Genomic DNA, 24,333 nt, shown 5'->3' with positions numbered 1-24,333 from the left:
CTCGTTAGCCGCATTTCGACAGTGGTGCACAGTGGAGGTGGCATGACCGGCCCCATGGGCTTCCTCCGCGCGTGGAGCGCGGAGACGGCGGTCGCGGAAGCCGGGGTCGCACAGGCCGCCCGGGACCGGTGCTCGGCCGATCGGCTACGCGGTATCCGCCCGACTCGAATCCTGGAGGGTTCGTGAATCGCCCCCCGCTACCTCCCGGCGAGCCGGCCATGAGCCCGGCTGCGGCGTCGAATGCGACTCCTGCGATTCCCAGGGTCCGCTGGAACGACTACTCGGCCCTCACGCCGCCCGAGATCGGTGAGTGGACGCCCAGCATGCGGGTGAGCGTGATCGTTCCCGCCTACAACGGTCACGAGAAGCTCGACCTGACGCTGGCGGGCCTGGCCGACCAGAGCTACCCGGCGCACCTGATCGAGGTCATCGTCGTCGACAACGGCAGCGAGCCGCCGCTTCGCCTGCCGGAGATCCGCCATCCGAACACCCGGTTGATCGTCTGTGCGACCCCGGGCAGGGCCAACGCGCGCAACGCGGGTCTGCGGGCCGCCACGGGCGACGTCATCCACTGGCTCGACTCCGACGTGGTGCTGGACCGGGTGGCGATCGAGGCGCACATGCGCTGGCACCACCTCGCGCCGTACCTGTCGGTCACCAGCTACCTGCGGTTCACGACGGTGGAGCTGCCGGTCCCGGCGGACGTGATCGCGATCGACGACCGGGCGAAGTTGTTCGAGCCCACCGAGCCGCACGCGTGGATCGTGAAACTCGTCGACAGCACCGACAAACTCCGGTCCTCCGACCACGGCGCGTTCCGGCTGCACGTCGGGGGCTCCACGTCGGTCAACGCCAGGTTGATCAAGGCGGCCGGTCCCATGGACGAGGGGCTGATCCTCGGCCAGGACACCGAGATGGGCTACCGCCTCTTCGAGGCCGGAGCGGTCTTCATCCCCGAGCCCCGGTCCATCGGCTACCACCTGGGGCCGACGATGCGGATGCGCGAGGGCACCTCGATCAGCCGGGTCAGTCAGGCGTTCATCGTCGACCGTGTCCCGCACTACCGGTGGTTGCGAACCCATCCGAACCGGCAGTGGGACGTGCCGTACGTCGAGGTGGAGATCGACGCGACCGACGCCTCCTACGAGGACGTCCGCGCCTCCGTCGACGGCATCCTCGGGAGCACGGTTCCGGACGTGTCGGTGGTCCTGCTGGGCCCGTGGGAGGAGCTCGATCGTGAACCCGAGCGCCGTTCGCCGCTCAAGGATCCCCGCCTCGACCTGATGCTCATCCGTGGCCACTACGCCTACGACTCGAGGGTGCAGATCGGCGGACGCTCCGGCCGGGCGCCGTATGTCCTTCGCCTGCCCGCGGGCTGGGTCCCCGGCGAGGACACCCTGGCCGAGCTGCTCCACTTGATGGTGGAGCGCCCGCTCGGCCTGCTGTCGGTGCTGCTGTCCGGGTTGCTGGAGGGGGGCGTCATGGCCCGCCTCGAGCGCACCGCCGCCTTCGCCCGCGCCCGGATGATGGCGAGGGAGGGCGAGGACCTCGACGCGATCGTGGGCGACGTCTTCGGGTCGATGCAGGTGTTCAGGGAGACCTTCGAATTCCTGCCGACCGCCGAGGCGAAGCGCCCGGTCGAACGCCGGACCGCCTACCGCGCACGGGGCGAGGTGTCCAATCCCTCCAACGCGGAGGCGCAGCGCCTCATCAAGGAAAACGAGCTGCTCAAGAGCAAGGTCGCAGAGTGGCGGGACGAGTCGAAGCGGTGGCGTTCCACCGCGGTCGAGTTCCGCCGCGAGATCGGTAGCCTCAAGAAGCAGGTGAACGCGCTCAAGCGCGCCCGTGGCATCGGGCGTCTCACGCGCCGCCTCCACGGCCTCCTTCGTGAGCCGCAGCCGCCACGTCAGTGACCGGCTCAAGGAAGTGACCGGCCCTAAGTAAACGGGTGACACCCCCAGCGGGGTGTCACCCGTTCTCTTTCCCGGGAAGCGCTCCTCCCGGTTGCTCAGGCCTTCGCCTTCTTCTTGTGCGCTTCGGCGGCCGACTTCGTGAGGTTCTCGAAATTGGCGGCCAGCTCCACGAAGGACGGCGAGTTCTCGACCTCGTCCATCGTCCAGCCGCGGAACGCGGCCTCGTCCGCAGCGGTCATGGGCGGCAGGTACTTCTCGATTGAGGCGCGCACACCGATCCGGTAGTGATGGGGGACCAGGTCCAGGGCGGGGATGTAGTGCCTGCTGAGCCACTCCACGTCCAGCTTGTCGGCGCGTACACGCGACTTCAGGGCGCGCAACTGCGGCGCGGAGCCCTTGTAGCGGCCGAGGGCGAACGTCAGGACGCACTCATGCTTGATCGGGATCTTGGTCAGGAACCGCATGGGCTCGGGGGAGGGCAGCGACTCAAGAAGCCACCTTTCCGAAGGCCACGCACCGATGATCGCGGAGTCCACCAGCGTCTTCCTGACGCACTTCCAGCATTTGGTGCACGGCAGGCCGATCTCGCCGCGGATGCACGACTGTGCCAGTTCCCCGCCGGGAGACGATCGCACGATCGTGCTCGTCCCGACCTCGCTCACCCCGGCGACGGCGTTGAAGAAGTACAGGCCCGCCGCATCGAAGACCGCGCACCAGTTCGTGAAGATGTCCCGCTTGGCGTAGTCGATCCAGCCGTGGGAGCCGGTCCGGTACGAGGACTCCGCGATCGTCCCCCAGCCGATGGCGTCGAGGTTGTCGACGTCGGCCATGAGGATGGCCGGGATGGAGTTGGCGAGATCGACGGGGACGCCGAGCGGGTTGCGCACGTGTTCCACGTTGCAGGGCACGCGGCGGACCGTGCGGCCCATCGCGGCCATGCCCGCGCACGCGTGCAGGGCGGGACGCATGTTGTAGAGCGACGGGCCGCTTCCCGGCGGGTTGGTCCGCTCGTTGAAGTAGAAGATCGTGTTGGACGGCATGACCGCCGCGGCGGCCATCGAGTCGACCCCTCCGCTGAACGCCAGGCCGGGCACGCCGCGCAGAGGGTGGTTGCGAGGTTGCACTTCGGCCGACACCGGGCCCACTTCGATCTTCATCGTTCGCCGGAGGGTGTCGGCGAAATGCGCGCTGACCGCCCAGGTCAGCTGGAGGCGGCTGTGGATCCACGGCCGGACGGTGAGCAGGGCGACCAGGGCCAGCAGATCCGGGTGGATCGAGTCGAGCGACCAACCCTCGGGGAGCTGGGCGGTCATCGACCGGCGGCTCAGCTTGGGTTTGCCGTCGACCGCGATCGGATCCTCGGCGTCGGGAGTTATGGAGATCGTTAGAGCACTCTCCCGCGACACTGCGTCGATCTGCATTTTATGGCCCCTGAAGTGGCGAGGTCGAAACGCGCCAGACGGCGAAATCTCGACGTATAAGTCCTCCATTACGCCGAAAACGGGCGAATGGTACGGCAACCTTAGCGTCCGCGAATTCTCCTCGTCGAGTCGATGATCAGGCCGTCTTGGCGTCGATTTCCGATCTTCGATGACGTGGGGAACGTGCCTGCCGTCAGAGGCCGGCCGGCCGTGCCCGTCGGCGTGCCGGACGTGCGCGGGCGGTTCGGCGCGACGTGCCCCGCCGTCCGCTAGTGCGCGCTCTGCGCCGTCAGCGCAGCCGCGCTGATCGGCGGGCGCACCGGGCCGCCCACGACCTGCCCCGCCGTCCGCATCATGATCGAGCCGTCGTCGACGCTCTGGCGCAACCACGCCAGCAGCTTGATGAAGTCGGCACGCGAGATCGAGTCCGTGCGGCAGGTGTCGCAGATGTGGTGAAGGACGATGTTGTACCAGCCGCCGCCGTGCGCCTGCGCATCCTTGATGCCGGCCTCGATGTTCGCGACCACGTCCTCGGGTGCGGTGCCGGCGCTGCGCGTCCTGATCAAGGAGGGGTTCGCCGGCGGGAGGGTCTCGCTGAACGGTCCCTTGCCGTAGAGACCGCTGGTCAGTCGCCCGTTGTTGTACCCGCACTTGAGGACGGTCGCCGCGGCGTTGTCGTCGTACGATCCCAGCGGGTAGGCGAACGAGACCGGCTTGTAGCCCTTCTTGAAGAGGGTGACGCGGTCGTCGCAGATCTCATGGCGGAGTCGCGCCACGCTCAGGCCCTTCAGCCGGTGGTGGTCGACGGTGTGCCCGCCGATCTCGTGGCCGGCCGCGGCCACCTGGGCGACCTGCTTCCACGTCATGACCCCCTTTCGGCCGATCACGCCGCTGATGACGTAGAAGGTGGCGGACAACCGCTTCTCACGCAGGAGCGGCAGCGCCTGCATCTGATCGGCATACGCGTCGTCGAATCCCAGTGTGACGACTGTGACGGGCTTCGCCGGGGTGTGTGCCGTGATCTGGGGGACCGGTGACGGCGGGGGACTCGTCATTCCGTGCGCGGCCCAGCCGATCCCGCTCGCTCCCAGCAGGCCGCCCACTCCCAGCAGCGCTCTGAGCCGGCTTGATCGGATCTTCCCGAGCATCTGTCTCTCCGTCCCCCCGAGGCCTCGCCGCCCCCGGTGCTTCCCGGGGCGGATCTTGCTGTGTCCGGATGCCCCGGAATGGTAGTGCCTGCGGAGACGAGCGGGAGAAGCTAGGGGAAATCGGTAAATCGCCTGGCGGCGTGGACATCTGTGTCGCCATGAGCGACACCGGCACCTCCTCCGCTGCGGCGGCGGCCCTCTGGAGGGTCGAGCGGCAGCGCCCAACCCTTCAGGCTTGCGTGGCCGCCCCGCGACCCCTACGAGTTCGCGCTGTTTCGTGCATGTTGTCGGCGGGGTGTGGTTGGACCCGCTATGCCAGAATGCGGTTCTTATTGAGCGCCATGCAGGTGATGGACGGTGGAGGTTTCATGATCAGCCCTAAGGGCTTCGTCCGCGCCCCGAGCGCGGACATGGCGGAGGCCCGCTGGGACGGGAGCCGGTGGGTCATCGCCGGAACGCCCGTCCCCGATGGGCTCACCGAGGAGAACGTGGCCGGTTTGCGTGATCTTCGGGGAGTTCGAATTGAATGGCCCCATTCCATCGCCTCCTTGGACGTCATTCACCAGCTCGCAGCGGCCGGAGTGCCGGTGCACTCGGCCGCGGCGCCCGACTGGATCGATCCGGAGCTGAGGGACCTCGTCACCGACACCCGATGGCTCGAGCCTGAGATCGACAGCACCGGCGCGTCGCTGGCCGACCTCCGGCGAGAAGAGCACAGCCTGCGGCTGCGCCGCCACGGGCTCCTGCGCTCGATCAACACGAGTGAACGCGGCCTGGTCAGCGTCATCGCGGCGAGCAGAAGGCCGGCGCTGACGGCCTTCACGCTGGCGCAGCTGGCCCGCCAGCGGCATGTCGACATGGAAGTCGTCTACGCCGCTCACGGCTTTCCCGCAGAGGTCGTACGGCAGGAGGCACGGGACTTCCCCTTCCCGATCCAGGTCGTGGAGCTCGGGAGAGAGACCGTGTTCGGCGATGTGATCAACGCCGCGGTCGAGCGGGCCAGTGGCCGCTACATCGCGAAATGGGATGACGACGACTGGTACAGCCCGGACCATCTGTCGGACCTGCTGCTCGCCAAGGAGTATTCGGGGGCCGACGTGGTCGGCATGCCCACCGAGTACTACTACCTCGAACCGCTGGACATCACGGTCCGCAGGGGCCGCTGGCGCACGGAGATCATGGCCGACCTCGTGTCGGGCGCGACCCTGATGCTGGAGCGTGCCACATTCCAGGAGATCGGCGGTTTCCAGCCGGTGCCCCAAGGGGGTGACACCCGGTTGCTCCGGGCGGTCGAGGCGGCAGGCGGCACCATCTACCGGACCCACGGGATGGGCCTTCTGGTCCGGCGGTCCGCGACAGCACAGCACACCTGGCAGCCACCGCTCTCCGAGTTCATCCGAGGCTCGGCCAATCAGTGGCGCGGATTCCGTCCGACTCGGATCCTGGAGGGTTCGTGAACCGCCTCCCGAGACTCCCCGGTGCGCCCGCTGTGCCGCCGCGAGTGACTCCTGTGATTCCCCGGATCCGTGGGAACGACTACTCGGTCCTCACGCCGCCCGAGATCGGTGCGTGGACGCCCGACATGCGGGTGAGTGTCGTCGTTCCCGCCTGCGACGGTCAGGAGAAGCTCGACCTCACGCTCGCGGGTCTGGCCGATCAGAGCTATCCGGCCGAACTGGTCGAGGTCGTCGTCGTCGGCGACGGCAGCGAGCCGCCGGTGCGCCTGCCGGAGATCCGCCATGTGAACACCCGGCTGATCGTCTGTGAGACCCGGGGCCTGGCCGGCGCGCGCGACGCGGGGCTGCGGGCCGCCAGGGGCGACGTCGTCCACTGGCTCGACTCCGACGTGGTGCTGGACCGGGTGGCGATCGAGGCGCACATGCGCTGGCACCACCTCGCCCCCTACCTCGCCGTCACAGGTGACCTGCGCTCCACGGCGGCGTCGCCCGCGCCGCCCGAGGTGGCCATGGCGGGCGACCGGGCGAAGTTGTTCGAGCCCGCGGAACCGGACGCGTGGGTGGTGGACCTGGTCGAGCGCACCGACGGTCTTCGTTCGGCCGCGCACGACGCCTTCCGGCTCTATACGGGGGAGTCGACGTCGGTCGACGCCATGTTGCTCAAGGCTGTCGGCTCAGCGGACGGAGGATTCGTCCTGGGCCTGGACACCGCGATGGGATACCGGCTGTCCGAGGCCGGAGCGGTGTTCGTTCCCGAGCCCGTCGCCACGGCCTATCGCCTGGGGTCCTCAACGAGGCGGCAGGAGACGTCCGGCGGGCGTGACGGCCAGGAGTCCGTTCCCGACCACGTCCCGCACCACCGTTCGCTGCGGACCCATCCGAACCGGCAGTGGCTCGTGCCGTACGTCGAGGTGGAGACGGACGTGACCGGCGCCTCCTACGAGGACGTCCGGACGGTGGTCGACGCTGTCCTGGCGGGGACGATCCCCGACGTGTCGGTCGTCCTGAGGGGACCGTGGGACGAACTGGAAGACGAGCGCGGTACGCCGCCCGGCGACCTCGCGCTGGTTCGCCGCCACTACGCCGCCGAACCCCGGGTGCGACTCGGCGGACGCCCGGGCCTGGCGCCTTTCGTGCTGCGCCTGCCCTCGGGCTGGGTCCCCGGTGAGGACGGCCTGGCCCAGCTGACCGATCTGATGACGGAGCGCGGCCTCGGCCTGGTGTCCGTTTTCCTGGCCGAGCAGCCGGACGGGATCGTCGCCGCCCGCATGGAGCGGACGGCGGCCTTCGCCCGTGCCGAGATGCTGGCGGAGGACGGGGAGGATCTCGACGGGGTCGTGACCGAGATCTACGGGTCGATGTGGGTGGACCCGGAGTCCTACGGACTGCTACCGGCGGTCGACGCGACTGTCCCGGACGATCGCAGGACCACCTATCGCCAGCAGCAGGAAAGATCGGTTCTGCAGGGTGAGGTGGCCAGGCTGACCAAGGAACTGGCCAGGCTGACCAAGGAGGCCGAAGGGCTCAAGGGCAAGGTCACCGAGGCCCGTGAAGAGGCGAAGCGCTGGCGGACCCAGGCGGTGCAGCTTCGCCGCGAGGTCGGTGCCCTGCGCAAGCAGGTCACCGCGCTCAAGCAGGGCCATGGCCTCACTCGCATCACGCGAAGCGGCCTCCGCCGTATTCGGAGCCTGCTTCGTGACCAGTCGCACGGCAAGCAGGCGGGTGACGGACAGGAGTAGGGCGGCGGCGGGAGCCGGCGGGCCGATTTCCCCGCCGGCTCCCGCCGGTACGTCGATGGCGCGACCCCTCATCGCGCGGTCACCCTAATGATCTACGAGGGCCCGGGGCCTGATCTCGACCTCGCCTGGCAAACTGGAACCAGGAATGTGCGGCGAATAACGGCAAAGCCCACCTTTTCGGGCGAGGCGGCGCACAACGGGACTTTGGCCATGTATCGACTCTGAGTGCCCGGCGCAAGGCCCTTGATGACGGCGATGTCGCTCCCGGGGGCGGTGGCGGGCGCGGCCGTCGATTCATGGAGCGGCGCTCCTGGGGCCTCACCCGCTGAGTGTGGTGGAGAGACCTGGGCGGTTCCGGCCCTGTCCAGTACTTGGACAATTCTTCCCACATGGCGAGCGGAAGCCCGTAGACTCGGTGGCCAATACCCCAGGTTGCACGCGTATGCGGCGCGTGAAGGGAGTAATCATGTCCAGGGCTTGGCGTGGCCTCATCGAGGAGTACCGTGACCGGCTTCCGGTGTCGGAGACGACGCCGGTGGTCACCCTCTTCGAGGGCGGAACGCCTCTCGTGCCGGCCCGGCGCGTCTCCCAGCTGACCGGATGCGACGTCCATCTCAAGGTCGAGGGTCTCAACCCGACGGGCAGCTTCAAGGACCGCGGCATGACCGTGGCGATCAGCAAGGCGCTCGAGGAGGGCGCCAAGGCGGTCATCTGCGCCTCGACGGGCAACACCAGCGCCTCCGCCGCCGCCTACGCCGTACGGGCCGGCCTGACCTGCGCCGTCCTGGTTCCGCGCGGGAAGATCGCGATGGGCAAGCTGGCCCAGGCCCTGGTGCACGGCGCCAAGCTGCTCCAGGTGGAGGGCTCGTTCGACGACTGCCTGGAGATGACCAGGAAGCTGGCGGAGAACTATCCGATCGCCCTGGTGAACTCGGTCAATCCGCACCGGCTCCAAGGCCAGAAGACCGCCGCCTTCGAGATCGTGGACGAACTCGGCGACGCGCCGGACGTGCACTGCATCCCCGTAGGCAACGCGGGCAACATCTCGGCCTACTGGATGGGCTACAAGGAGTACGCGGAAGAGGGCATCGCCACCAAGCGGCCCAGAATGCTGGGATTCCAGGCCAGCGGCGCGGCGCCCCTGGTCATCGGAGCCCCGGTCACGCATCCGCACACGATCGCCACCGCCATCAGGATCGGCAACCCGGCGTCGTGGCGGCTCGCCGAGGCCGCGCGCGACGAGTCGAGCGGGGCCATCCAGTCCGTCACCGACCGCCAGATCGCCGCCGCCTACAAGCTTCTGGCCCAGGAGGAGGGCGTGTTCGTGGAGCTCGCCTCGGCCGCGAGCGTGGCGGGCCTGCTGCAGGCCAACGAGCAGGGGATGCTCGTTCCCGGGCAGCGCGTGGTGTGCACGGTGACCGGCAACGGGCTCAAGGACCCCGACTGGGCGATCTCCGGTGCGCCGGCGCCGGTGACGATCCCCGTCGACGCCTTCGCGGCCGCTTCCGCTCTCGAGCTGGCCTGACGCCCGTCATCAGAGTGGTCGCGCCGTACGCCCTGCGCGAATCGGGCGTGATCGTGCGCGGATTCGCGAAATGTCGGTCCGGCCAGCCAGGATATTGTTCGTGATCATGCACAGCGGGTTCAGGTGATGAATGACAACTGACAACGACCGCCCCGGCGTCGTCGTTCGCGTCCCGGCGACCAGCGCCAATCTCGGTCCCGGCTTCGACAGCCTCGGTCTCGCGCTCGACCTGCACGACGCGGTCGAGGCGACGCTGCTCGCCGACGCGGGCGTGCACGTCCAGGTCGAGGGTGAGGGCGCAGACGAACTGGACCTGGGTGAGGGTCACCTCATCGTCAGGGCGATGCGCGTCGCGTTCGACCGCATGGGCGCCGTCCAGCCTGCGGGAATCCGGCTCCGCTGTCTCAACCGCATCCCGCACGCCCGCGGCCTCGGGTCCTCCTCGGCCGCGATCTGCGCGGGAATCCTCGCGGCCCGGGCCCTCGCCGGTACGGCGGGCCCGCGAGACGCGGGGGCGACGGGGCCCGGCGAGCTGACGGACGCCGACGTGTTCGCACTCGCAACGGAGCTCGAAGGCCATCCGGACAACGTGGCCCCCTGCCTGGCCGGCGGTCTGACGATCGCCTGGTCGGATCACCTCGGACCTGCGCATATGGTCAAACTGAAACCGCACGAGGATGTGCGGCCCGTGGCGCTGATCCCCGGTTTCCGCCTGTCCACCGAGGAGGCCAGGGGGCTGCTTCCGAAGGACGTCCCGCACTCCGACGCGGCGGCGAACGCGGGACGGGCGGCGCTGCTGGTCGCGGCGTTGACACAGACGCCGGAGCCCGGCCTGCTCATGGCCGCCACCGAGGATCGGCTGCACCAGGATTACCGGGCGCCCGCGATGCCGCGGACCGCGGATCTGGTGCGCCGGCTCCGAGCGGCGGGCCTGCCCGCCGTGGTCTCGGGAGCGGGCCCGACAGTCCTTGTGTTTGCGACACGGGATACGCAGGATTTGATCGCGTCAGAAGTGGGTACGGAGTGGCTAATCCAGCCAATGAACGTCGACACGGTTGGTGCGGGCGTTCTGTTTCCCGAGACACGCTGATGCCTCTTCGACCTTCAGGGAATAGCTGTGCGCGCTGGTGATGTGCGGCTGATAGCCGCACCAGGTGCCCCCGTGTTGGGTGCGTGCTTGTCATTCGCACATCGCTGCACTTCGCTTCGCGTCCTTCGACGCGGGCAGGGCGATTTCCCTGAAACCGTTTCCTCCAGTCGGCACACCTTCGGGTGGCGTGACCAGAGGCGGCCTTCTCGGAGACATGCGAGTTCGTTCCACCAAGACACCTGGTCGGTGGCTACGACCCGGGGGCTGATCCCCGGGCACCTACCGCTCGCGAGTCCCGAGGGTCATGGACACATGAGATTCGCGAATTTCCGACCCGGTCTGTCCCGCCGGGTCGCACCACCGGGACGCATGGACGCAAAAGTCTGGCGCCCGACCCCTGGGAAGGACCTTTAGTTGAGCGACACCACCGAACTCCTCTCCGACGGCCAGGCCGCCGGCGACACCCCCAGCACCGCCCCGGCCCGACAGCGTCGTCGCTCCGGCACCGGCCTGGCAGGCATGGTGCTTCCCGAACTGCAGGCCATGGCCAGCGGTCTCGGCATCAGCGGGACGGGCAGGATGCGAAAGAGCCAGCTCATCGCAGCCATCCAGGAGAAGCAGGGCGGCTCGGGGGAGACCGCCGCCGAGGCCAAGGCGCCGGCGGAGACCGCCGCCACGGCCGAGCGTCCCACTCGCGGTCGCCGGGAACGTTCCCGCTCCACCGCGTCCGCCGCCGAGCCCGCCGCGGCTCCGGCCGGTGACCTCGGGGCCGCTCCCGCCGTCGTGGCGCGTGAGGACCGGGTGCCGGCGGAGCGCGTGGACAGCGCTCCGGCCGCCATCGCTCCGGCCGAGACTCTGAACGCGGCCTCCGCCGCCGACCCGCAGGCCGACGCCGCCCAGGGCGAGGTCCGTGAGGGTCGTGGCGAGCGGGGCGACCGCCGTGAGCGTCGCAACCGGGACCGCGGGGAGCGCGGCGACCGCAGAGGCGACCGTGACGGCCGTGACGGCCGCGACGGGCGTGGCGACCAGCGCGCCGCGGACGCCGGTGAAGGCCAGGGCCGTGGTCGTGACCGCGACCAGCAGGGTCGTGGCGACCAGCCCGGTCGTGACCAGCAGGGCCGCGGAGAGCGTGGCGACCAGACCCGTGGGGACCGCGGCGACCAGAGCCGTGGGGACCGCGGTGACCGCGGTGACCAGCAGGGCGACGACCCCCGTGGCCGCCGTGGGCGTTTCCGCGAGCGCAACCGCCGCGGGCGCGACCGTTTCGACGGCAACGAGCCTGTGATCAGCGAGGACGACGTCCTGATCCCGATCGCGGGAATCCTCGACATCCTCGACAACTACGCGTTCGTTCGGACGAGCGGCTACCTGCCGGGATCCAACGACGTCTACGTCTCGCTCGCCCAGATCCGCCGCAACGGCCTTCGCAAGGGTGACGTCGTCACCGGCGCGGTCCGTCAGCCGCGTGACGGGGAGCGGCGCGAGAAGTTCAACGCGCTCGTCCGGCTCGACACGGTCAACGGAATGGACCCCGAGCAGGCACGGCAGCGGCCCGACTTCAACAAGCTGACGCCGCTCTACCCGCAGGAGCGCCTGCGCCTGGAGACCGAGCCGAACGTCCTGACCACCCGGATCATCGATCTCGTCTCGCCGATCGGCAAGGGCCAGCGTGGTCTGATCGTCTCGCCGCCGAAGGCCGGTAAGACGATGGTGCTGCAGTCGATCGCCAACGCGATCACCCGCAACAACCCCGAGTGCCACCTGATGGTCGTTCTCGTCGACGAGCGTCCTGAAGAGGTCACCGACATGCAGCGGTCGGTCAAGGGCGAGGTCATCCACTCGACCTTCGACCGCCCGGCCGAGGACCACACCACGGTCGCCGAACTCGCCATCGAGCGGGCCAAGCGCCTGGTCGAGCTCGGCCACGACGTGGTCGTCCTGCTCGACTCGATCACCCGTCTGGGCCGCGCCTACAACCTCGCGGCTCCCGCGAGCGGCCGCATCCTGTCCGGTGGTGTCGACTCCACGGCGCTCTACCCGCCGAAGCGGTTCTTCGGCGCCGCCCGCAACATCGAGAACGGCGGCTCGCTGACGATCCTCGCCACCGCCCTCGTCGAGACCGGGTCCAAGATGGACGAGGTCATCTTCGAGGAGTTCAAGGGCACCGGCAACATGGAGCTCAAGCTCAACCGGTCCCTGGCCGACAAGCGCATCTTCCCCGCGGTGGACGTCGACGCGTCCGGCACCCGCAAGGAGGAGATCCTGATGGCCAAGGACGAGCTGTCGATCGTCTGGAAGCTGCGGCGGGTGCTGCACGCCCTGGACATGCAGCAGGCTCTGGAACTCCTTCTCGAGAAGATGAAGGAGACCAAGTCGAACGCCGAGTTCCTGCTCCAGGTCCAGAAGACCACGGTCAGCAACGACCGCGACTAGTTCTCACATGATCGACGCCCTGGGCGGCCCGCCGCCCAGGGCGTCGTCATGACAGGCAAGTGCGCGAGGAATAGCCGATGGCCTGGGAAGGTTGCAGGATCTGGCACACTGGAACCCGAACCGCAGCGGTACCGGTTCCCGCCGCGCGCACATGAGTGTGCCGATGCGCGCAAGCCGTCCGACGGCAGAAGCGACCCGGCGACCGCACTGAGCGTTAGGAAACAGACATGAAGCCCGACATCCACCCCGAGTACGTGCTCACCCAGGTGACGTGCGCCTGCGGGAACTCCTTCACCACGCGCAGCACCGCGAAGAGCGGCGTGATCCACGCCGACGTCTGCTCGGCCTGCCACCCGTTCTACACGGGCAAGCAGAAGATCCTGGACACCGGTGGCCGGGTGGCGCGGTTCGAGGCCCGGTTCGGGAAGAAGGCTCAGAGCAAGTAGCTCTTTCAGGACGCCGGTTCGGGCGCGCTCTGTCGATCATGAGTGCGCCGGAGCCGGCGTCCTTGGCGATTACGGGCGATTTTCTGAGTGAAGGAGTGTGCGGTGAACCTCGATGAGATCATCAGTGAGTACGCGGACCTGGAGCAGCGGCTCGCCGATCCCGCCGTGCACGCCGACCAGGCGAAGGCCAGGACGTACGGGAAGCGCTACGCGGTCCTGACTCCCATCGTGGCGACCTACCGCGAGCTCGAGGGCGTCCGGGAGGACCTGACCGCGGCCCGTGAGCTGGCGGCTGAGGACCCGGCCTTCGCGGAGGAGGCCGCCGAGCTCGAGAGCCGCATCCCGGTTCTGGAGGAGAAGCTGACCCACCTCCTCGTCCCGCGCGACCCGAACGACGACAAGGACATCATCATGGAGATCAAGGCGGGTGAGGGCGGGCAGGAGTCCGCGCTGTTCGCCGGGGACCTCCTGCGGATGTACCTGAGGTACGCGGAACGGGCCGGATACAAGACCGAGGTCATCGACGCCCAGCACTCCGATCTGGGGGGCTACAAGGACGTCACGGTCGCGATCAAGGGCAGGGAGGGCGTCTGGTCCCGGCTCAAGTTCGAGGGCGGCGTCCATCGAGTCCAGCGGGTGCCGGTGACCGAGTCGCAGGGCCGCATCCACACGTCGGCCGCCGGGGTGCTCGTCTACCCCGAGGCCGAGGACGTCGACGTCCAGATCGACGCGAACGACCTGCGGATCGACGTCTTCAGGTCCAGCGGACCCGGTGGTCAGAGCGTCAACACCACCGACTCCGCCGTCCGGATCACGCACCTGCCGACCGGTGTGGTCGTCTCCTGCCAGAACGAGAAGAGCCAGCTCCAGAACAAGGAGTCGGCGCTGCGCATCCTGCGCGCCCGGCTGCTCGCCATGGCCCAGGAGGAGGCCGAGGCCGCCGCCATGGCGGAACGCAAGTCCCAGGTGCGCACGGTCGACCGGTCCGAGCGCATCAGGACCTACAACTTCCCGGAGAACCGCATCTCCGATCATCGAGTCGGCTTCAAGGCGTACAACCTCGACCAAGTGCTGGACGGCGAGCTCGACGCGGTGATACAGGCATTGCTGGACGCCGAACTGTCGGAGAAGCTCGCCGCTCATTCGTCGTAAGGCGTCTCGTTCCCACCCGCCCGTGAGCCCACGCCGTAAGAGACCATGACCTTCCTGTTCGACGAGATCGCCCACGCCACCGCCCGGCTCGCCGAGGCGGGCGTTCCGTCACCGCGCACTGACGCCGAGGAGATCGCGGCTTTCGTGCACGGTGTGTCGCGGGGGAAGCTGCACATGGTGAAGGACGCGGACTTCGACGCGCTCTTCTGGGAGGGCATCGCCCGCAGGGAGGCCAGGGAGCCGCTCCAGCACATCACCGGCCGCGCCTACTTCCGTTACCTGTCGCTCGAGGTCGGCCCGGGGGTCTTCGTGCCCCGGCCGGAGACCGAGGTCGTGGCGGGCTGGGCCATCGACCGCCTGCGGGAGATGGACGTCACCTCGCCGATCGTCGTCGATCTCGGCACCGGATCGGGGGCGATCGCGCTGTCGATCGCCCAGGAGGTCGCGCTCGCGCAGGTGCACGCCGTCGAGATCGACCCCGTGGCGTACGTCTGGGCCAAGAAGAACATCCTCGAGCACGGCCAGGGCAGGACCTCGCTCCACCCTGAGGACCTCGCCGACTGCCTGCCCGAGCTCGACGGGCGGGTCGACCTGGTGATCTCCAATCCGCCGTACATCCCGCCGGGCGCGGTCCCGCGTGATCCCGAGGTGCGCGACTACGACCCGTCCCGTGCTCTGTACGGATCGGGAGACGACGGCCTCGACGAGGTCAGGGCAGTCGAGCGGACGGCCAGGCGGCTGCTGCGGCCGGGGGGCTTCGTGGCGGTCGAGCACGCCGACGAGCAGGGGAACTCGGTGTACTGGCTGTTCTCCGAGGACAACGGCTGGCGCGACGTCCGGCTCCGCCAGGACCTGACCGGCCGCGACCGCTTCGTCACCGCCCGCCTCAACCAGGACTGACCCGATCCTCCCCGGATGTGATCGCCGGGGAAGGAGTGGGGCGTGGCACGTGGCAGGATAGGCATGTGAGTCGACGGTATGACTGTGCCAATCAGGGTGAACGGGTCTCGGGGCTGATCGACGCCGCCTCGGTCGTACGGCGGGGCGAGCTCGTGGTCATGCCCACCGACACCGTCTACGGCATCGGCGCCGACGCCTTCACCCATTCCGCGGTGAACGCCCTCCTGGAGGCCAAGGGACGCGGAAGGGACATGCCCGTTCCCGTGCTCGTCGGCACCGTCCGGGCGGCGAACGCCCTGGTGGAGAGCCTCGGCACCTACGGTCAGGATCTCGCCGACGCCTTCTGGCCCGGCCCGTTGACGCTCATCCTGCGGGCCAACCGGTCGTTGTCGTGGGACCTCGGCGACACCAAGGGGACGGTCGCCGTCCGCATGCCGCTGCACCCCGTCGCCCTCGACCTCCTGAAGGAGACAGGGCCGATGGCGGTCTCCAGCGCGAACCGGTCGGGCGCCCCGCCTGCGACCACCGCCGCCGAGGCCGAGGAGCAACTCGGCGACTCGGTCTCCGTCTATCTCGACGGCGGACCGTGTGCGGACAACGTGCCGTCGACGATCCTCGACCTCACCACCGCGGTGCCCCGGATTCTCCGCAAGGGGGCGATCCCGGCGGACAAGCTCCGCGGCGTCGTCGGATATCTCGCCACAGAGGACTGAGCGTTCAGTTCATGGGACGGAAGGCGGGGGGCACCCCGCCTTTACGCCGTGCTCCCCGAGGGAGCCGTTCCGCGGGCGAATCATGCCGTCTGGCTATCGACCATGGGGTGAGGGGTCCTTCCGGGCTACCGTGAGGTGCGCCGATATCTCTGCCGATATCTCTGCGGAGGCATGCCCATGGCCAAGCTCGATGGGATGGATCCGAAGCTCGTCCGCGAGATGCTGGCAGGTCTCCAGCGGGCCGCGAAGCGGCTGGACACGCTCGACGCGCGGATCGCGCAGCTGACCCGCGGAGCCGGTGTCGCCGTTCAGGCCACGCACCATCCGTCGGAGGTGGCCGACGCGTGCAGGGGGATGGTGAAGGACGTCACCGACCGTCTGGCGCTCCTCGAGAAGCAAGAGAGACAGCGGCGGCAGGGCGGCCACGAGTCCCTGATGACGGTCGTCTCCACGCCCGCGCCGCGGCGGGTCGTCACCGATGACGGCCCCCGTGAGAAGGAGAGTGCGAAGGACAGGGGCCCGGGCTCCGGGCATGTCACGCGTCCTCCGGCCGGACGGGAGCCGGCCAGGCCGAAGCCGAAGCGCGACCCCACGAGGCTGGGGTCCCCAGGTGACGGCGTCCGCGGCGGTGCGCAGCCAGGGGATGCGAAGCCGGGTGACTCCAAGCCGGGAGACCAGAAACCGGTCGATTCCAAGCCGGGAGATTTGAAGCCCGGCGAAGCCAAGCCGGGAGACCTGAAGCCGGGAGACCTGAAGCCGGGAGACCTGAAGCCGGGTGACGCCAAGCCGGGGGAGGCGAAGCCCGGAGGCTGCCTGCCCCAGGATTCCCGGCCTGGCGAGCACGACGGCGCTCAGAGCGGCTTGAGCGGCACCCCGCATGGTCGTGTCTCAGATCCTGGGAAACACCGCCGTAGGCCCCATACAGGCCCGGGCAGGTCCCCACACGGTGACGCGACCCACGACCCTCGCTTCCACAGGCCCGTCTCGCCGGATCGGGCGGGAACGCCCGGAGGGCCCGGCGCGCCCTATCCCGCCGATCCCCGGTCCGGGGCGGTCGCAGCGGACGCGGCGGCGGTGGCGGACCTGGGAGCGGCCGCCGCGTTCGACCCCTCGGCCGCCGCACGGCCTCCGGCCGCCACGCGTGAGCCGTACCTGGTGCTGGGCTCACCTGTGCCCGACGGCGCGCTGGACGTTCCGGGGGACCTCGGCCGGCCGGCCCCGGCGGGAGCGGATCCCCGGATGTCGGCCGCCGCCGGGATCTGGCAGGACATCCCGCTTCCGTCCGCGGTCCAGCCCGTCGACGTGGTCTCCTATCCCACCGGCCGGTCGGGTGACGACACGTTGTGGGTCGTGGTCGACCGCCGCCGCGAGACCGCGCCGTTCCAGATCCCGGGCGTGACCTTGCCAGAAGCGACGCCTCCGGAGGGCGGCCGGTGGGCGCCGGGGACGGCCGCGTCCCACGGTGACCGACCCCTGCCGGAGGGATGCGCCGGAGCTCAGGCGGAGCAGCCCGGCGACCCGCTCCAGCCGACTGGAAGGCACTCCCGGCCGGAGCCGTACGGGCAGGAGGGGCAGGGAGGCTCCTACGGAGGCGGCCGCCACCGCTCTCCTGGACCGGCGGACGGGCAGGGACGTCCCTGGGACGGCAGGCTGTGAAGGCGCCCGTGGGCCAGAGCGCATGGGAGGCGCGATCGTGACGTATGTCGACCCGCCCGCACCCGTTCCGCTACAGCCCGGCGAACTGCCGCCTGCCCCGTCGGGGACCGACCTGCTCAGCCCCGGCGGCCAGCCGACCGCGTGGGTCTTCAACCCGGAGTACCAGCGACTCGTCGACCTGTGGCTGCAGGTGGTCCCGCTGATGGACCGGCTGACGGGCGCGCTGGACCGGCCGTACGAGCAGGCCAGGAGCAGGGACGTCTGGGACGCGCCCGTCGCGGAGCGTTACGTCCGCGACCTGGCCGAATGGCGCGGCCGATTGGGCATGTACCGCCAGGCGGTGCTCATCGCGATCAGCGACGAGGCCGCCGACACCCCCCGCTGGGTCCCAGGCGGAGCGGGGGCTCCACACGCATTCTCCTGATCTCCCTTGCCTACAGCTTGGGCAAAGGACCGCTCGTCGAGGGCCCGGCGGCGACGCGGGGTCTACATTGAGAGGAGTGTCGTCCCCGGTATGCGGGCGGATTTCAATGGACAAGTCGGAGCCGTTCTACGGGCCGGATTTCTCCCAGCTGGCGCGGGAGGATCCAGAGATCGCCCAGGTCCTGCTGGACGAGGTGGACAGACTGCGCGGCGGTCTCCAACTGATCGCGAGTGAGAACCTCACCTCCGGCGCGGTGATGGCGGCGCTCGGGTCGACCCTCACGGACAAGTACGCCGAGGGCTATCCGGGTCGCAGGTACTACGGCGGGTGCGAGGTGGTCGACCGGGCCGAGACCCTGGCCGTCGACCGGGCGAAGGCGCTGTTCAAGGCCGATCACGCCAACGTCCAGCCACACAGCGGCGCCTCGGCGAACCTCGCGGCGTACGCGGCGCTGCTCCAGCCGGGGGACACGGTCCTGGCGATGGCACTCCAGCACGGCGGGCACCTCACGCACGGTTCCCACGTCAACTTCTCCGGCCGGTGGTTCGATGTCGTCTCCTACGGCGTGCGCCGCGACACGGAGCTCATCGACCACGACGAGGTCCGCGAGCTTGCGATCCGGCACAACCCCAAGATGATCATCTGTGGCGCCACGTCGTATCCCCGGCTGATCGACTATTCGGTGTTCCGCGGGATCGCCGACGAGATCGGCGCGTGGCTGTTCGTCGACGCCGCTCACACGATCGGCCTGATGGCGGGGGAGGCGGTCCCGTCCGCCGTGCCGTACGCGGACGTCGTGACCTTCACGACCCACAAGACGCTTCGCGGGCCGCGCGGAGGCGGGCTGCTCTGCACGGAGGAGCTGGCGGAGCGGATCGACCGCGCGGTGTTCCCGTTCACGCAGGGCGGGCCGCTCATGCACGTGATCGCGGCCAAGGCGGTGGCCTTCGGCGAGGCGCTGCGGCCGGAATTCAAGCGCTACGCGGCCAGGACCGTCGAGAACGCGGCCGCGCTGACCGAGGGGCTCGCGGCCGAGGGGATGCGGCCGGTGTCCGGCGGCACGGACACCCATCTCGCCCTCATCGACCTGCGTGACCTGGGGGTGAGCGGTGCCGAGGCCGAGCGCCGCTGCGCGCTCGCCGGGATCACGCTCAACCGCAACGTGATCCCCTACGACCCCGAGCCGCCCACCGTGACCTCGGGGATCAGGATCGGCACGCCGTGCGTGACCACCCAGGGGATGGGCGTAGGCGAAATGAAAGAGATCGCGTCTCTCGTCGCCCGCGCCGTCCTCGACTCCGGTGCGGTAACGTCGGTGCTCCAACGGGTAAAGGTGTTGACCGCCACACATCCGACATATCCCCGTGAGGAATGAGGCGGTCTGTGCTGATTTCTCGTCACATACGGTTCGCCCATACAGGAAACTAGGTCCGTGCGCGAATATCTCCTCTTGGCGCTCGTGGCGGCAGCGGTCACCTTCCTGCTCGTGCCCCCGGTCAGAGTCTTCGCCGTGCGCATCGGCGCGGCCCCTGAAGTGCGAGAACGAGACGTGCACAAGGTGCCGACACCGCGGCTGGGCGGCCTGGCGATGTTCGGCGGGCTGGTCGCGGGGCTGCTGATGGCCAACCATCTGCCCTACGTCGGCGACGCCTTCGCCCACGGCCTGAACGGGCAGACGACCACGGCCCTGCTCGCGGCAGGCGGACTGATCGTCGTCACCGGATTCCTGGACGACTGGCTGGGGATGGACTCGCTGGTCAAGCTCGGCGGTCAGATCGGGGCCGGCGGCCTGCTCGTGTATTTCGGCATGTACCTCCCGTGGCTTCCGCTTCCCCAGTTCCTCGGGGGATCCACCGGCCTGGACACCACGCTCCGCACGGTCATCACGATCATGATCGTGGTCATCGTCATCAACGCCGTGAACTTCGTCGACGGCCTCGACGGCCTGGCGGCCGGCATCGTGGGCATCGCCGCCATGGCCACCTTCGCCTACTCCATCGCGCTCTCCCAGATGAGCGGCGGCTCCCGGATCAACATGACGGCCGCGATCGCCGCCATCCTGATCGGGATGTGCCTGGGCTTCCTGCCGCACAACTTCAACCCGGCCAAGATATTCATGGGTGACACCGGGTCGATGCTGATCGGCCTGCTCCTGGCGACGTCGCTGATCACCATCACCTCGTCGGTCGAGCCGCAAGCGGTCGGGATCAACAAGTTCCCCGTCATGCTGCCGCTGATCCTGCCGGTCGCGGTGATGGTGCTGCCCCTGACGGACCTGATCCTCGCGGTCGTCCGCCGCACCTCCGCCGGCCGGTCGCCCTTCGCGCCCGACCGCGGCCACCTGCACCACCGGCTGCTCGACATCGGGCACTCGCAGCGCCGCAGCGTTCTGATCATGTACGCGTGGACGTTCCTGTTCGCCTCCACCATCGTCGGCCTGTCGATCGGCGGCGTCCCGCTCATCGTGTTCCCGCTCACGATCTTGTTCGCGGTCGGCGTGCTCGTGCTGATGGGGCTGCCCCGGTGGCGGCGCCAGCGGGAGGAGTTCCGCCAGCGGAAGGCGGCCACGCAGATCGTGGTCCCGCTCGTCCCCGTCGTCGCGGACGCGGCCGAGCCGGCGGGGCCGGTCCGGGCCCATCCCTATCCGCAGTCCGGGGGCCGGATCCCCAACCAGTCCCGGATCTCGCCTCCGGCGGACGTGCTGGTCGCGGGCAGGCCCCGGATTCCGAACCAGCCTCCGGCTCAGCACCAGTCACCTGCTCAGCCGCCTGCCCGCCCGGCCAACGTGACCACTGGCACAGTCTCCTGAAAGGGCTGGTAAAGGCAGCGGCGCGGAGCTTGTGATAGCTTTCACTAACAGGACGCACCTTATCGCGTCCTTATAGGTAGCAATCGCTCGTTTGACAATCGACCATGGAGTTCCGATGCAGGCCAACGACGTGCGCGTGCTCAAGGGCGCCGCCGTGCCGACCCTCGTGGTAGGTCTCGTCGCCCTCGTTCTGGCGGCGATCCTGACCGGAGTCAAGGGGGCGCTGGGCGCCGGCATCGGGCTTGCTCTGGTCGCGGTCTTCTTCACCGTCGGTCTGATCGTGGTCTCCTGGGCCGGCCGGGTCTCACCCATGGCCATGATGGCCGCGGCGGTCGTGGGATACGTGGTCAAGGTGCTTGCGATCATGGCGATGCTGACGGCCTTCGAGGGAACCACCGCGTTCAACTCCCGGGTGTTCGCTCTCAGCGTCATCGCGTGCACGCTGACGTGGACCATCGGTGAGATGCGCGGATTCATGAAGCTGAAATTGCTGTACGTCGAGCCCGGAGCCGAGGTTCCCGGCCGGGGCCCGAGATGATCAAGCTTGCGGGTCAGCCCGATATGACTAGTCCCCCCGCCTCCTGCTATCGTCGTGCGCGCGATGAGCGAACAGGAGCGCACGCCCGAGAGCGACGGCCGCGACTTCGCCGACGCCGCCTGGTCGATCCCCAGCTACGTGCTGTCAGGGATCCTGGTATGGGGCGGCCTCGGCTGGTTGCTGAGCCGGTGGACCGATGTGCACGCGTTCATCCCCATAGGTGTCATTCTCGGCGCGGTGCTCGGGGTCTACCTCGTGTACCTGAAGTACGGCCGCTGAAAGCTGCCGGCTTCCCACGCTCTTCTGTTGATCAATCACGTTGAAGGGAACGCCCGTGCGCGAGCGTAGCGAGCGGACGAACAACCATGGCATGACTCGGACGAATCAGTCCGAGCAGGTAATCGAGGTGGTCACGTGACCCCCTCAATTGTCCTTGCCGACGACTTCCAGGCACCGGGGCCGTCGATCTTCGACTTCCCCCCGCTGTACGCCGGAGCGCCCGACTGGCTGACCAAGCCGGCGGTGTTCGCCGTCGTCGGCGCCCTCCTGGTGTGCGCCTTCGCCTGGAGCGCCTTCGCCAAGCCGAAGCTCGTGCCCCGGGGCATGCAGAACATCGGCGAGAAGGGCTACGAGTTCGTCCGTGACGAGGTGGCCAGGCCGTTCCTCGGCAAGGACGCCGAGCGCTGGATGCCGCTGCTCCTCAGCCTGTTCTTCCTCATCCTGCTGTGGAACTTCTTCGGCGTCATCCCGCTGATCCAGATCCCGATCGCGTCGCACATCGCGTTCCCCGCGGTGTTCGCCGCCACGATCTACGTGATCAAGATCTACCTCGGCATCAAGCACCAGGGCCTGGGCGGCTACTTCAAGAACATGATGTTCCCGCCGGGACTGCCCAAGCCGATCTACGTGCTGCTGGCCCCGATCGAGTTCATGTCGAACCTGATCATCGCGCCGTTCACGCACGCCGTCCGACTCTTCGCGAACATGTTCGCCGGCCACCTCATCCTGGCCTTCTTCAGCACCGTCGGATTCTGGTTCCTCTTCGAGAAGCTCACCCCCCTCGGCGCCGGGCTCGGCGTCCTGGGCGTGGTCATGACCATCGCCATGACCGGCTTCGAGATGTTCATCCAGTTCCTGCAGGCGTTCCTGTTCACGTTGCTCGCCGCGATGTACATCGGCGGCTCGCTGCACTCGGATCACTGAGAACCCACACTGACGTAGTCCAGACCGGTGAAGGACTCACCGGCCGACCAGTAAAGGAAAACAGCAATGAGCGTTCTCGCTGAGGTCTCCGGCAACATCGGCGCCATCGGTTACGGTCTTGCCGCCATCGGCCCCGGCATCGGCGTGGGCATCATCTTCGGTCAGGGCGTGCAGGCCATCGCGCGCCAGCCCGAGGCGTACGGCCTCATCCGGCAGAACATGCTGCTGGGCTTCGTTCTGACCGAGGCGCTGGCCCTCATCGGCCTCGTCGCGCCCTTCATCTACGGCTGACGTAACACTCTGACGGAAGGCTGCACCCATGACTTTGGCAGCTTCGCTCCTAGCGGCTGAGGAAGCGCAGAACCCGCTGCTTCCGCATGCCGCCGAGCTGGTCGTCGGCAGCTTCGCCTTCCTCGTCGTCTTCCTCGTCGTCGGCAAGATCCTCACCCCGCGCATCCAGAAGACACTGGCTGAGCGGACCGAGGTGATCGAGGGCGGGATCAAGAAGGCGGAGGACCTTCAGGCCGAAGCTCAGCAGACCCTGGAGCAGTACCGGACCCAGCTGGCGGAGGCCCGCCAGGAGGCGGCCCGGCTGCGTGAAGAGGCGCGCGAGCAGGGCGCCCAGATCAAGGCCGAGCTCCGTGAGGAGGCCCAGGCCGAGGCACGCCGCCTTGTCGAGGCCGCCCACGCGCAGATCGAGGCCGACCGCCAGCACGCGGTCGCCCAGCTGCGTGCCGAGATCGGCCGGTTGTCGGTCGAACTCGCCGGCCGCATCGTCGGTGAGTCGCTGGAGGACGAGGCCCGTCAGCGCCGCACGATCGACCGGTTCCTCGAGGAGCTCGAGGCCCGTCCGGAAGCGGTCCGCTGATGTCGGGCCGAGCCGGTTCGGTGTGCTTCGCCTCGTCGGAGCGCGTCTCCGGCGTGGCCGGACGAGAAGCGGTGAGTGACAGATGAGGGGTCTGAGCAGGACCGCGTTGGCGGAGGTCGAGGAGCGGTTCAACGCCGTCGCGGCGTCCGCCGACCTCGGCGGACTGGCCGAGGAGCTGTTCGCCGTCGCCGATCTGCTCGATCGGGAGCACGGGCTCCGGCGGAACCTCTCCGACCCGGCGCGTCCCGCCGAGCAGAAGGAGCAGGCCGTCCGTGGCCTGCTCCAGGGGAAGGTCGTCGAGGCCGCTCTTGAGGTCGCCGTCGCCGCGGTCCGCGCCAAGTGGTCGCGGTCCGGCGACGTGGCAGACGCCGTCGAGCGTGTCGGTGTCACCGCCGCCGCGGCCGAGGCCGAGTCGGCGGGCAAGCTCGACGACGTCGAGGACGAACTGTTCCGCTTCGGGCGGATCCTGTCGGCCAACCCCGAGCTGCGGCGCGCGCTGGTCGACGCCGCGATCCCGGGGGAGCGCAAGCAGGAGCTGCTCGCCGGTCTCATCGGCGGCAAGGTCGCGCCCTCCACTCTCCGTCTGGTGACGCAACTGGTCGTGCACCCGCGGGGACGTAGCCTGGAGACGGGCCTGGAGGAGTTCGGCTGGATCGTCGCCAGGACGCGCGAGCGCCTGGTCGGCGTCGTTCGCAGTGCCGTCCCGCTGTCCGAGGCGCAAAAGCAGCGGCTCGCCGCCTCGTTGCGAGCCACGTACGGGCGCGACGTCCACCTGAACGTCGAGGTGGACCCGGAGGTGCTCGGAGGGTTCTCCGTCAAGATCGGAGACGACCTCATCGACACCACCATCGCTGGACGTATCGAAGAAGTCCGCCGCCGGTTGGCCGGCTGAGGCGAA

At 68.9% G+C, this 24,333-nt stretch carries 23 protein-coding genes; 21 read left to right on the top strand and 2 right to left on the bottom strand.

Going from position 1 to position 24,333, the window contains the following annotated elements:
• Nucleotides 1-42 precede the first annotated feature (42 nt).
• Entirely contained in the window at nt 43-186 is a 144-nt protein-coding gene (locus Pka01_RS24630) for a hypothetical protein (RefSeq protein ID WP_203885233.1), read from the top strand.
• Nucleotides 187-218: 32 nt separating this feature from the next.
• The gene (locus Pka01_RS24625; protein ID WP_203885232.1) at nt 219-1,913 is read left to right on the top strand and encodes a glycosyltransferase family 2 protein; all 1,695 of its coding nucleotides are present in this window, start codon (nt 219-221) and stop codon (nt 1,911-1,913) included.
• A 95-nt stretch (nt 1,914-2,008) separates the two neighbouring features.
• Here Pka01_RS24625 and Pka01_RS24620 read toward each other — a convergent pair whose 3' ends face one another.
• The gene (locus Pka01_RS24620; protein WP_203885231.1) at nt 2,009-3,334 is read right to left on the bottom strand and encodes a DUF6395 domain-containing protein; all 1,326 of its coding nucleotides are present in this window, start codon (nt 3,332-3,334) and stop codon (nt 2,009-2,011) included.
• Nucleotides 3,335-3,603: 269 nt separating this feature from the next.
• Entirely contained in the window at nt 3,604-4,482 is an 879-nt protein-coding gene (locus Pka01_RS24615) for a polysaccharide deacetylase family protein (protein ID WP_203885230.1), read from the bottom strand.
• Nucleotides 4,483-4,850: 368 nt separating this feature from the next.
• On the opposite strand from Pka01_RS24615, the gene Pka01_RS24610 reads away from it, so the two are divergent.
• The 19 genes from Pka01_RS24610 to Pka01_RS24520 all read left to right on the top strand — a co-directional run bounded on the left by Pka01_RS24610 (nt 4,851) and on the right by Pka01_RS24520 (nt 24,327).
• A complete protein-coding gene (locus Pka01_RS24610; protein ID WP_203885229.1) occupies nt 4,851-5,939 on the top strand; it encodes a glycosyltransferase family 2 protein in 1,089 nt (362 codons plus the stop codon).
• Nucleotides 5,940-5,992: 53 nt separating this feature from the next.
• A complete protein-coding gene (locus Pka01_RS24605) occupies nt 5,993-7,678 on the top strand; it encodes a glycosyltransferase family 2 protein (protein ID WP_203885228.1) in 1,686 nt (561 codons plus the stop codon).
• Between the two features lie 466 nt (nt 7,679-8,144).
• Nucleotides 8,145-9,203, top strand: coding sequence for a threonine synthase (thrC, locus tag Pka01_RS24600; RefSeq protein ID WP_203885227.1), 1,059 nt, complete (start codon nt 8,145-8,147; stop codon nt 9,201-9,203).
• A gap of 130 nt (nt 9,204-9,333) precedes the next feature.
• The gene (thrB, locus tag Pka01_RS24595) at nt 9,334-10,293 is read left to right on the top strand and encodes a homoserine kinase (RefSeq protein WP_203885226.1); all 960 of its coding nucleotides are present in this window, start codon (nt 9,334-9,336) and stop codon (nt 10,291-10,293) included.
• A gap of 414 nt (nt 10,294-10,707) precedes the next feature.
• The gene (gene rho / locus Pka01_RS24590) at nt 10,708-12,726 is read left to right on the top strand and encodes a transcription termination factor Rho (RefSeq protein WP_203885225.1); all 2,019 of its coding nucleotides are present in this window, start codon (nt 10,708-10,710) and stop codon (nt 12,724-12,726) included.
• A gap of 227 nt (nt 12,727-12,953) precedes the next feature.
• The gene (rpmE, locus tag Pka01_RS24585) at nt 12,954-13,172 is read left to right on the top strand and encodes a 50S ribosomal protein L31 (RefSeq protein WP_203885224.1); all 219 of its coding nucleotides are present in this window, start codon (nt 12,954-12,956) and stop codon (nt 13,170-13,172) included.
• A gap of 102 nt (nt 13,173-13,274) precedes the next feature.
• The gene (gene prfA / locus Pka01_RS24580) at nt 13,275-14,324 is read left to right on the top strand and encodes a peptide chain release factor 1 (RefSeq protein ID WP_203885223.1); all 1,050 of its coding nucleotides are present in this window, start codon (nt 13,275-13,277) and stop codon (nt 14,322-14,324) included.
• A gap of 45 nt (nt 14,325-14,369) precedes the next feature.
• Entirely contained in the window at nt 14,370-15,224 is an 855-nt protein-coding gene (gene prmC, locus Pka01_RS24575; protein WP_203885222.1) for a peptide chain release factor N(5)-glutamine methyltransferase, read from the top strand.
• 65 nt (nt 15,225-15,289) lie between these two features.
• Nucleotides 15,290-15,937: an L-threonylcarbamoyladenylate synthase gene (locus Pka01_RS24570; protein WP_203885221.1), complete on the top strand. Its 648-nt coding sequence runs from the start codon at nt 15,290-15,292 to the stop codon at nt 15,935-15,937.
• Nucleotides 15,938-16,114: 177 nt separating this feature from the next.
• Entirely contained in the window at nt 16,115-17,593 is a 1,479-nt protein-coding gene (locus tag Pka01_RS24565) for a hypothetical protein (protein WP_203885220.1), read from the top strand.
• Nucleotides 17,594-17,630: 37 nt separating this feature from the next.
• A complete protein-coding gene (locus Pka01_RS24560) occupies nt 17,631-18,017 on the top strand; it encodes a hypothetical protein (RefSeq protein WP_239115264.1) in 387 nt (128 codons plus the stop codon).
• Between the two features lie 106 nt (nt 18,018-18,123).
• Nucleotides 18,124-19,392 carry a serine hydroxymethyltransferase gene (glyA, locus tag Pka01_RS24555; protein WP_203885218.1) on the top strand — a complete coding sequence of 423 codons (1,269 nt, stop codon included), beginning with the start codon at nt 18,124-18,126 and terminating at the stop codon, nt 19,390-19,392.
• 57 nt (nt 19,393-19,449) lie between these two features.
• Nucleotides 19,450-20,826 carry a glycosyltransferase family 4 protein gene (locus tag Pka01_RS24550; protein WP_203885217.1) on the top strand — a complete coding sequence of 459 codons (1,377 nt, stop codon included), beginning with the start codon at nt 19,450-19,452 and terminating at the stop codon, nt 20,824-20,826.
• A 115-nt stretch (nt 20,827-20,941) separates the two neighbouring features.
• A complete protein-coding gene (locus Pka01_RS24545) occupies nt 20,942-21,364 on the top strand; it encodes a Cg1360 family ATP-synthase-associated protein (RefSeq protein WP_203885216.1) in 423 nt (140 codons plus the stop codon).
• 63 nt (nt 21,365-21,427) lie between these two features.
• Nucleotides 21,428-21,643: an AtpZ/AtpI family protein gene (locus Pka01_RS24540; protein WP_203885215.1), complete on the top strand. Its 216-nt coding sequence runs from the start codon at nt 21,428-21,430 to the stop codon at nt 21,641-21,643.
• Between the two features lie 135 nt (nt 21,644-21,778).
• Nucleotides 21,779-22,567 (top strand): F0F1 ATP synthase subunit A, encoded by a 789-nt coding sequence (gene atpB, locus Pka01_RS24535; protein ID WP_203885214.1) that lies wholly within the window; start codon nt 21,779-21,781, stop codon nt 22,565-22,567.
• Nucleotides 22,568-22,633: 66 nt separating this feature from the next.
• Nucleotides 22,634-22,858, top strand: a complete 225-nt coding sequence (atpE, locus tag Pka01_RS24530) for an ATP synthase F0 subunit C (RefSeq protein WP_061296843.1) — start codon at nt 22,634-22,636, stop codon at nt 22,856-22,858.
• A gap of 28 nt (nt 22,859-22,886) precedes the next feature.
• A complete protein-coding gene (locus Pka01_RS24525) occupies nt 22,887-23,435 on the top strand; it encodes a F0F1 ATP synthase subunit B (protein ID WP_203885213.1) in 549 nt (182 codons plus the stop codon).
• A gap of 82 nt (nt 23,436-23,517) precedes the next feature.
• The gene (locus Pka01_RS24520) at nt 23,518-24,327 is read left to right on the top strand and encodes a F0F1 ATP synthase subunit delta (protein ID WP_203885212.1); all 810 of its coding nucleotides are present in this window, start codon (nt 23,518-23,520) and stop codon (nt 24,325-24,327) included.
• Nucleotides 24,328-24,333: the final 6 nt, after the last annotated feature.

It is taken from the genome of Planotetraspora kaengkrachanensis, from assembly GCF_016862895.1.
Taxonomy (GTDB): domain Bacteria; phylum Actinomycetota; class Actinomycetes; order Streptosporangiales; family Streptosporangiaceae; genus Planotetraspora; species Planotetraspora kaengkrachanensis.
The sequence above is the reverse complement of the archived record's forward strand: the minus strand, read 5'-3'. Positions and strand labels throughout refer to the sequence as shown.

Bases quoted from the DNA above. Each gene is read 5' to 3' on its own strand.
- Pka01_RS24630 (WP_203885233.1), top strand. From the start codon at position 43: ATGACCGGCCCCATGGGCTTCCTCCGCGCGTGGAGCGCGGAGACGGCG.
- Pka01_RS24625 (WP_203885232.1), top strand. From the start codon at position 219: ATGAGCCCGGCTGCGGCGTCGAATGCGACTCCTGCGATTCCCAGGGTC.
- Pka01_RS24620 (WP_203885231.1), bottom strand. From the start codon at position 3,334: ATGCAGATCGACGCAGTGTCGCGGGAGAGTGCTCTAACGATCTCCATA.
- Pka01_RS24615 (WP_203885230.1), bottom strand. From the start codon at position 4,482: ATGCTCGGGAAGATCCGATCAAGCCGGCTCAGAGCGCTGCTGGGAGTG.
- Pka01_RS24610 (WP_203885229.1), top strand. From the start codon at position 4,851: ATGATCAGCCCTAAGGGCTTCGTCCGCGCCCCGAGCGCGGACATGGCG.
- thrC (WP_203885227.1), top strand. From the start codon at position 8,145: ATGTCCAGGGCTTGGCGTGGCCTCATCGAGGAGTACCGTGACCGGCTT.
- thrB (WP_203885226.1), top strand. From the start codon at position 9,334: ATGACAACTGACAACGACCGCCCCGGCGTCGTCGTTCGCGTCCCGGCG.
- rpmE (WP_203885224.1), top strand. From the start codon at position 12,954: ATGAAGCCCGACATCCACCCCGAGTACGTGCTCACCCAGGTGACGTGC.
- prmC (WP_203885222.1), top strand. From the start codon at position 14,370: ATGACCTTCCTGTTCGACGAGATCGCCCACGCCACCGCCCGGCTCGCC.
- Pka01_RS24565 (WP_203885220.1), top strand. From the start codon at position 16,115: ATGGCCAAGCTCGATGGGATGGATCCGAAGCTCGTCCGCGAGATGCTG.
- glyA (WP_203885218.1), top strand. From the start codon at position 18,124: ATGGACAAGTCGGAGCCGTTCTACGGGCCGGATTTCTCCCAGCTGGCG.
- Pka01_RS24545 (WP_203885216.1), top strand. From the start codon at position 20,942: ATGCAGGCCAACGACGTGCGCGTGCTCAAGGGCGCCGCCGTGCCGACC.
- Pka01_RS24540 (WP_203885215.1), top strand. From the start codon at position 21,428: ATGAGCGAACAGGAGCGCACGCCCGAGAGCGACGGCCGCGACTTCGCC.
- atpE (WP_061296843.1), top strand. From the start codon at position 22,634: ATGAGCGTTCTCGCTGAGGTCTCCGGCAACATCGGCGCCATCGGTTAC.
- Pka01_RS24525 (WP_203885213.1), top strand. From the start codon at position 22,887: ATGACTTTGGCAGCTTCGCTCCTAGCGGCTGAGGAAGCGCAGAACCCG.
- Pka01_RS24520 (WP_203885212.1), top strand. From the start codon at position 23,518: ATGAGGGGTCTGAGCAGGACCGCGTTGGCGGAGGTCGAGGAGCGGTTC.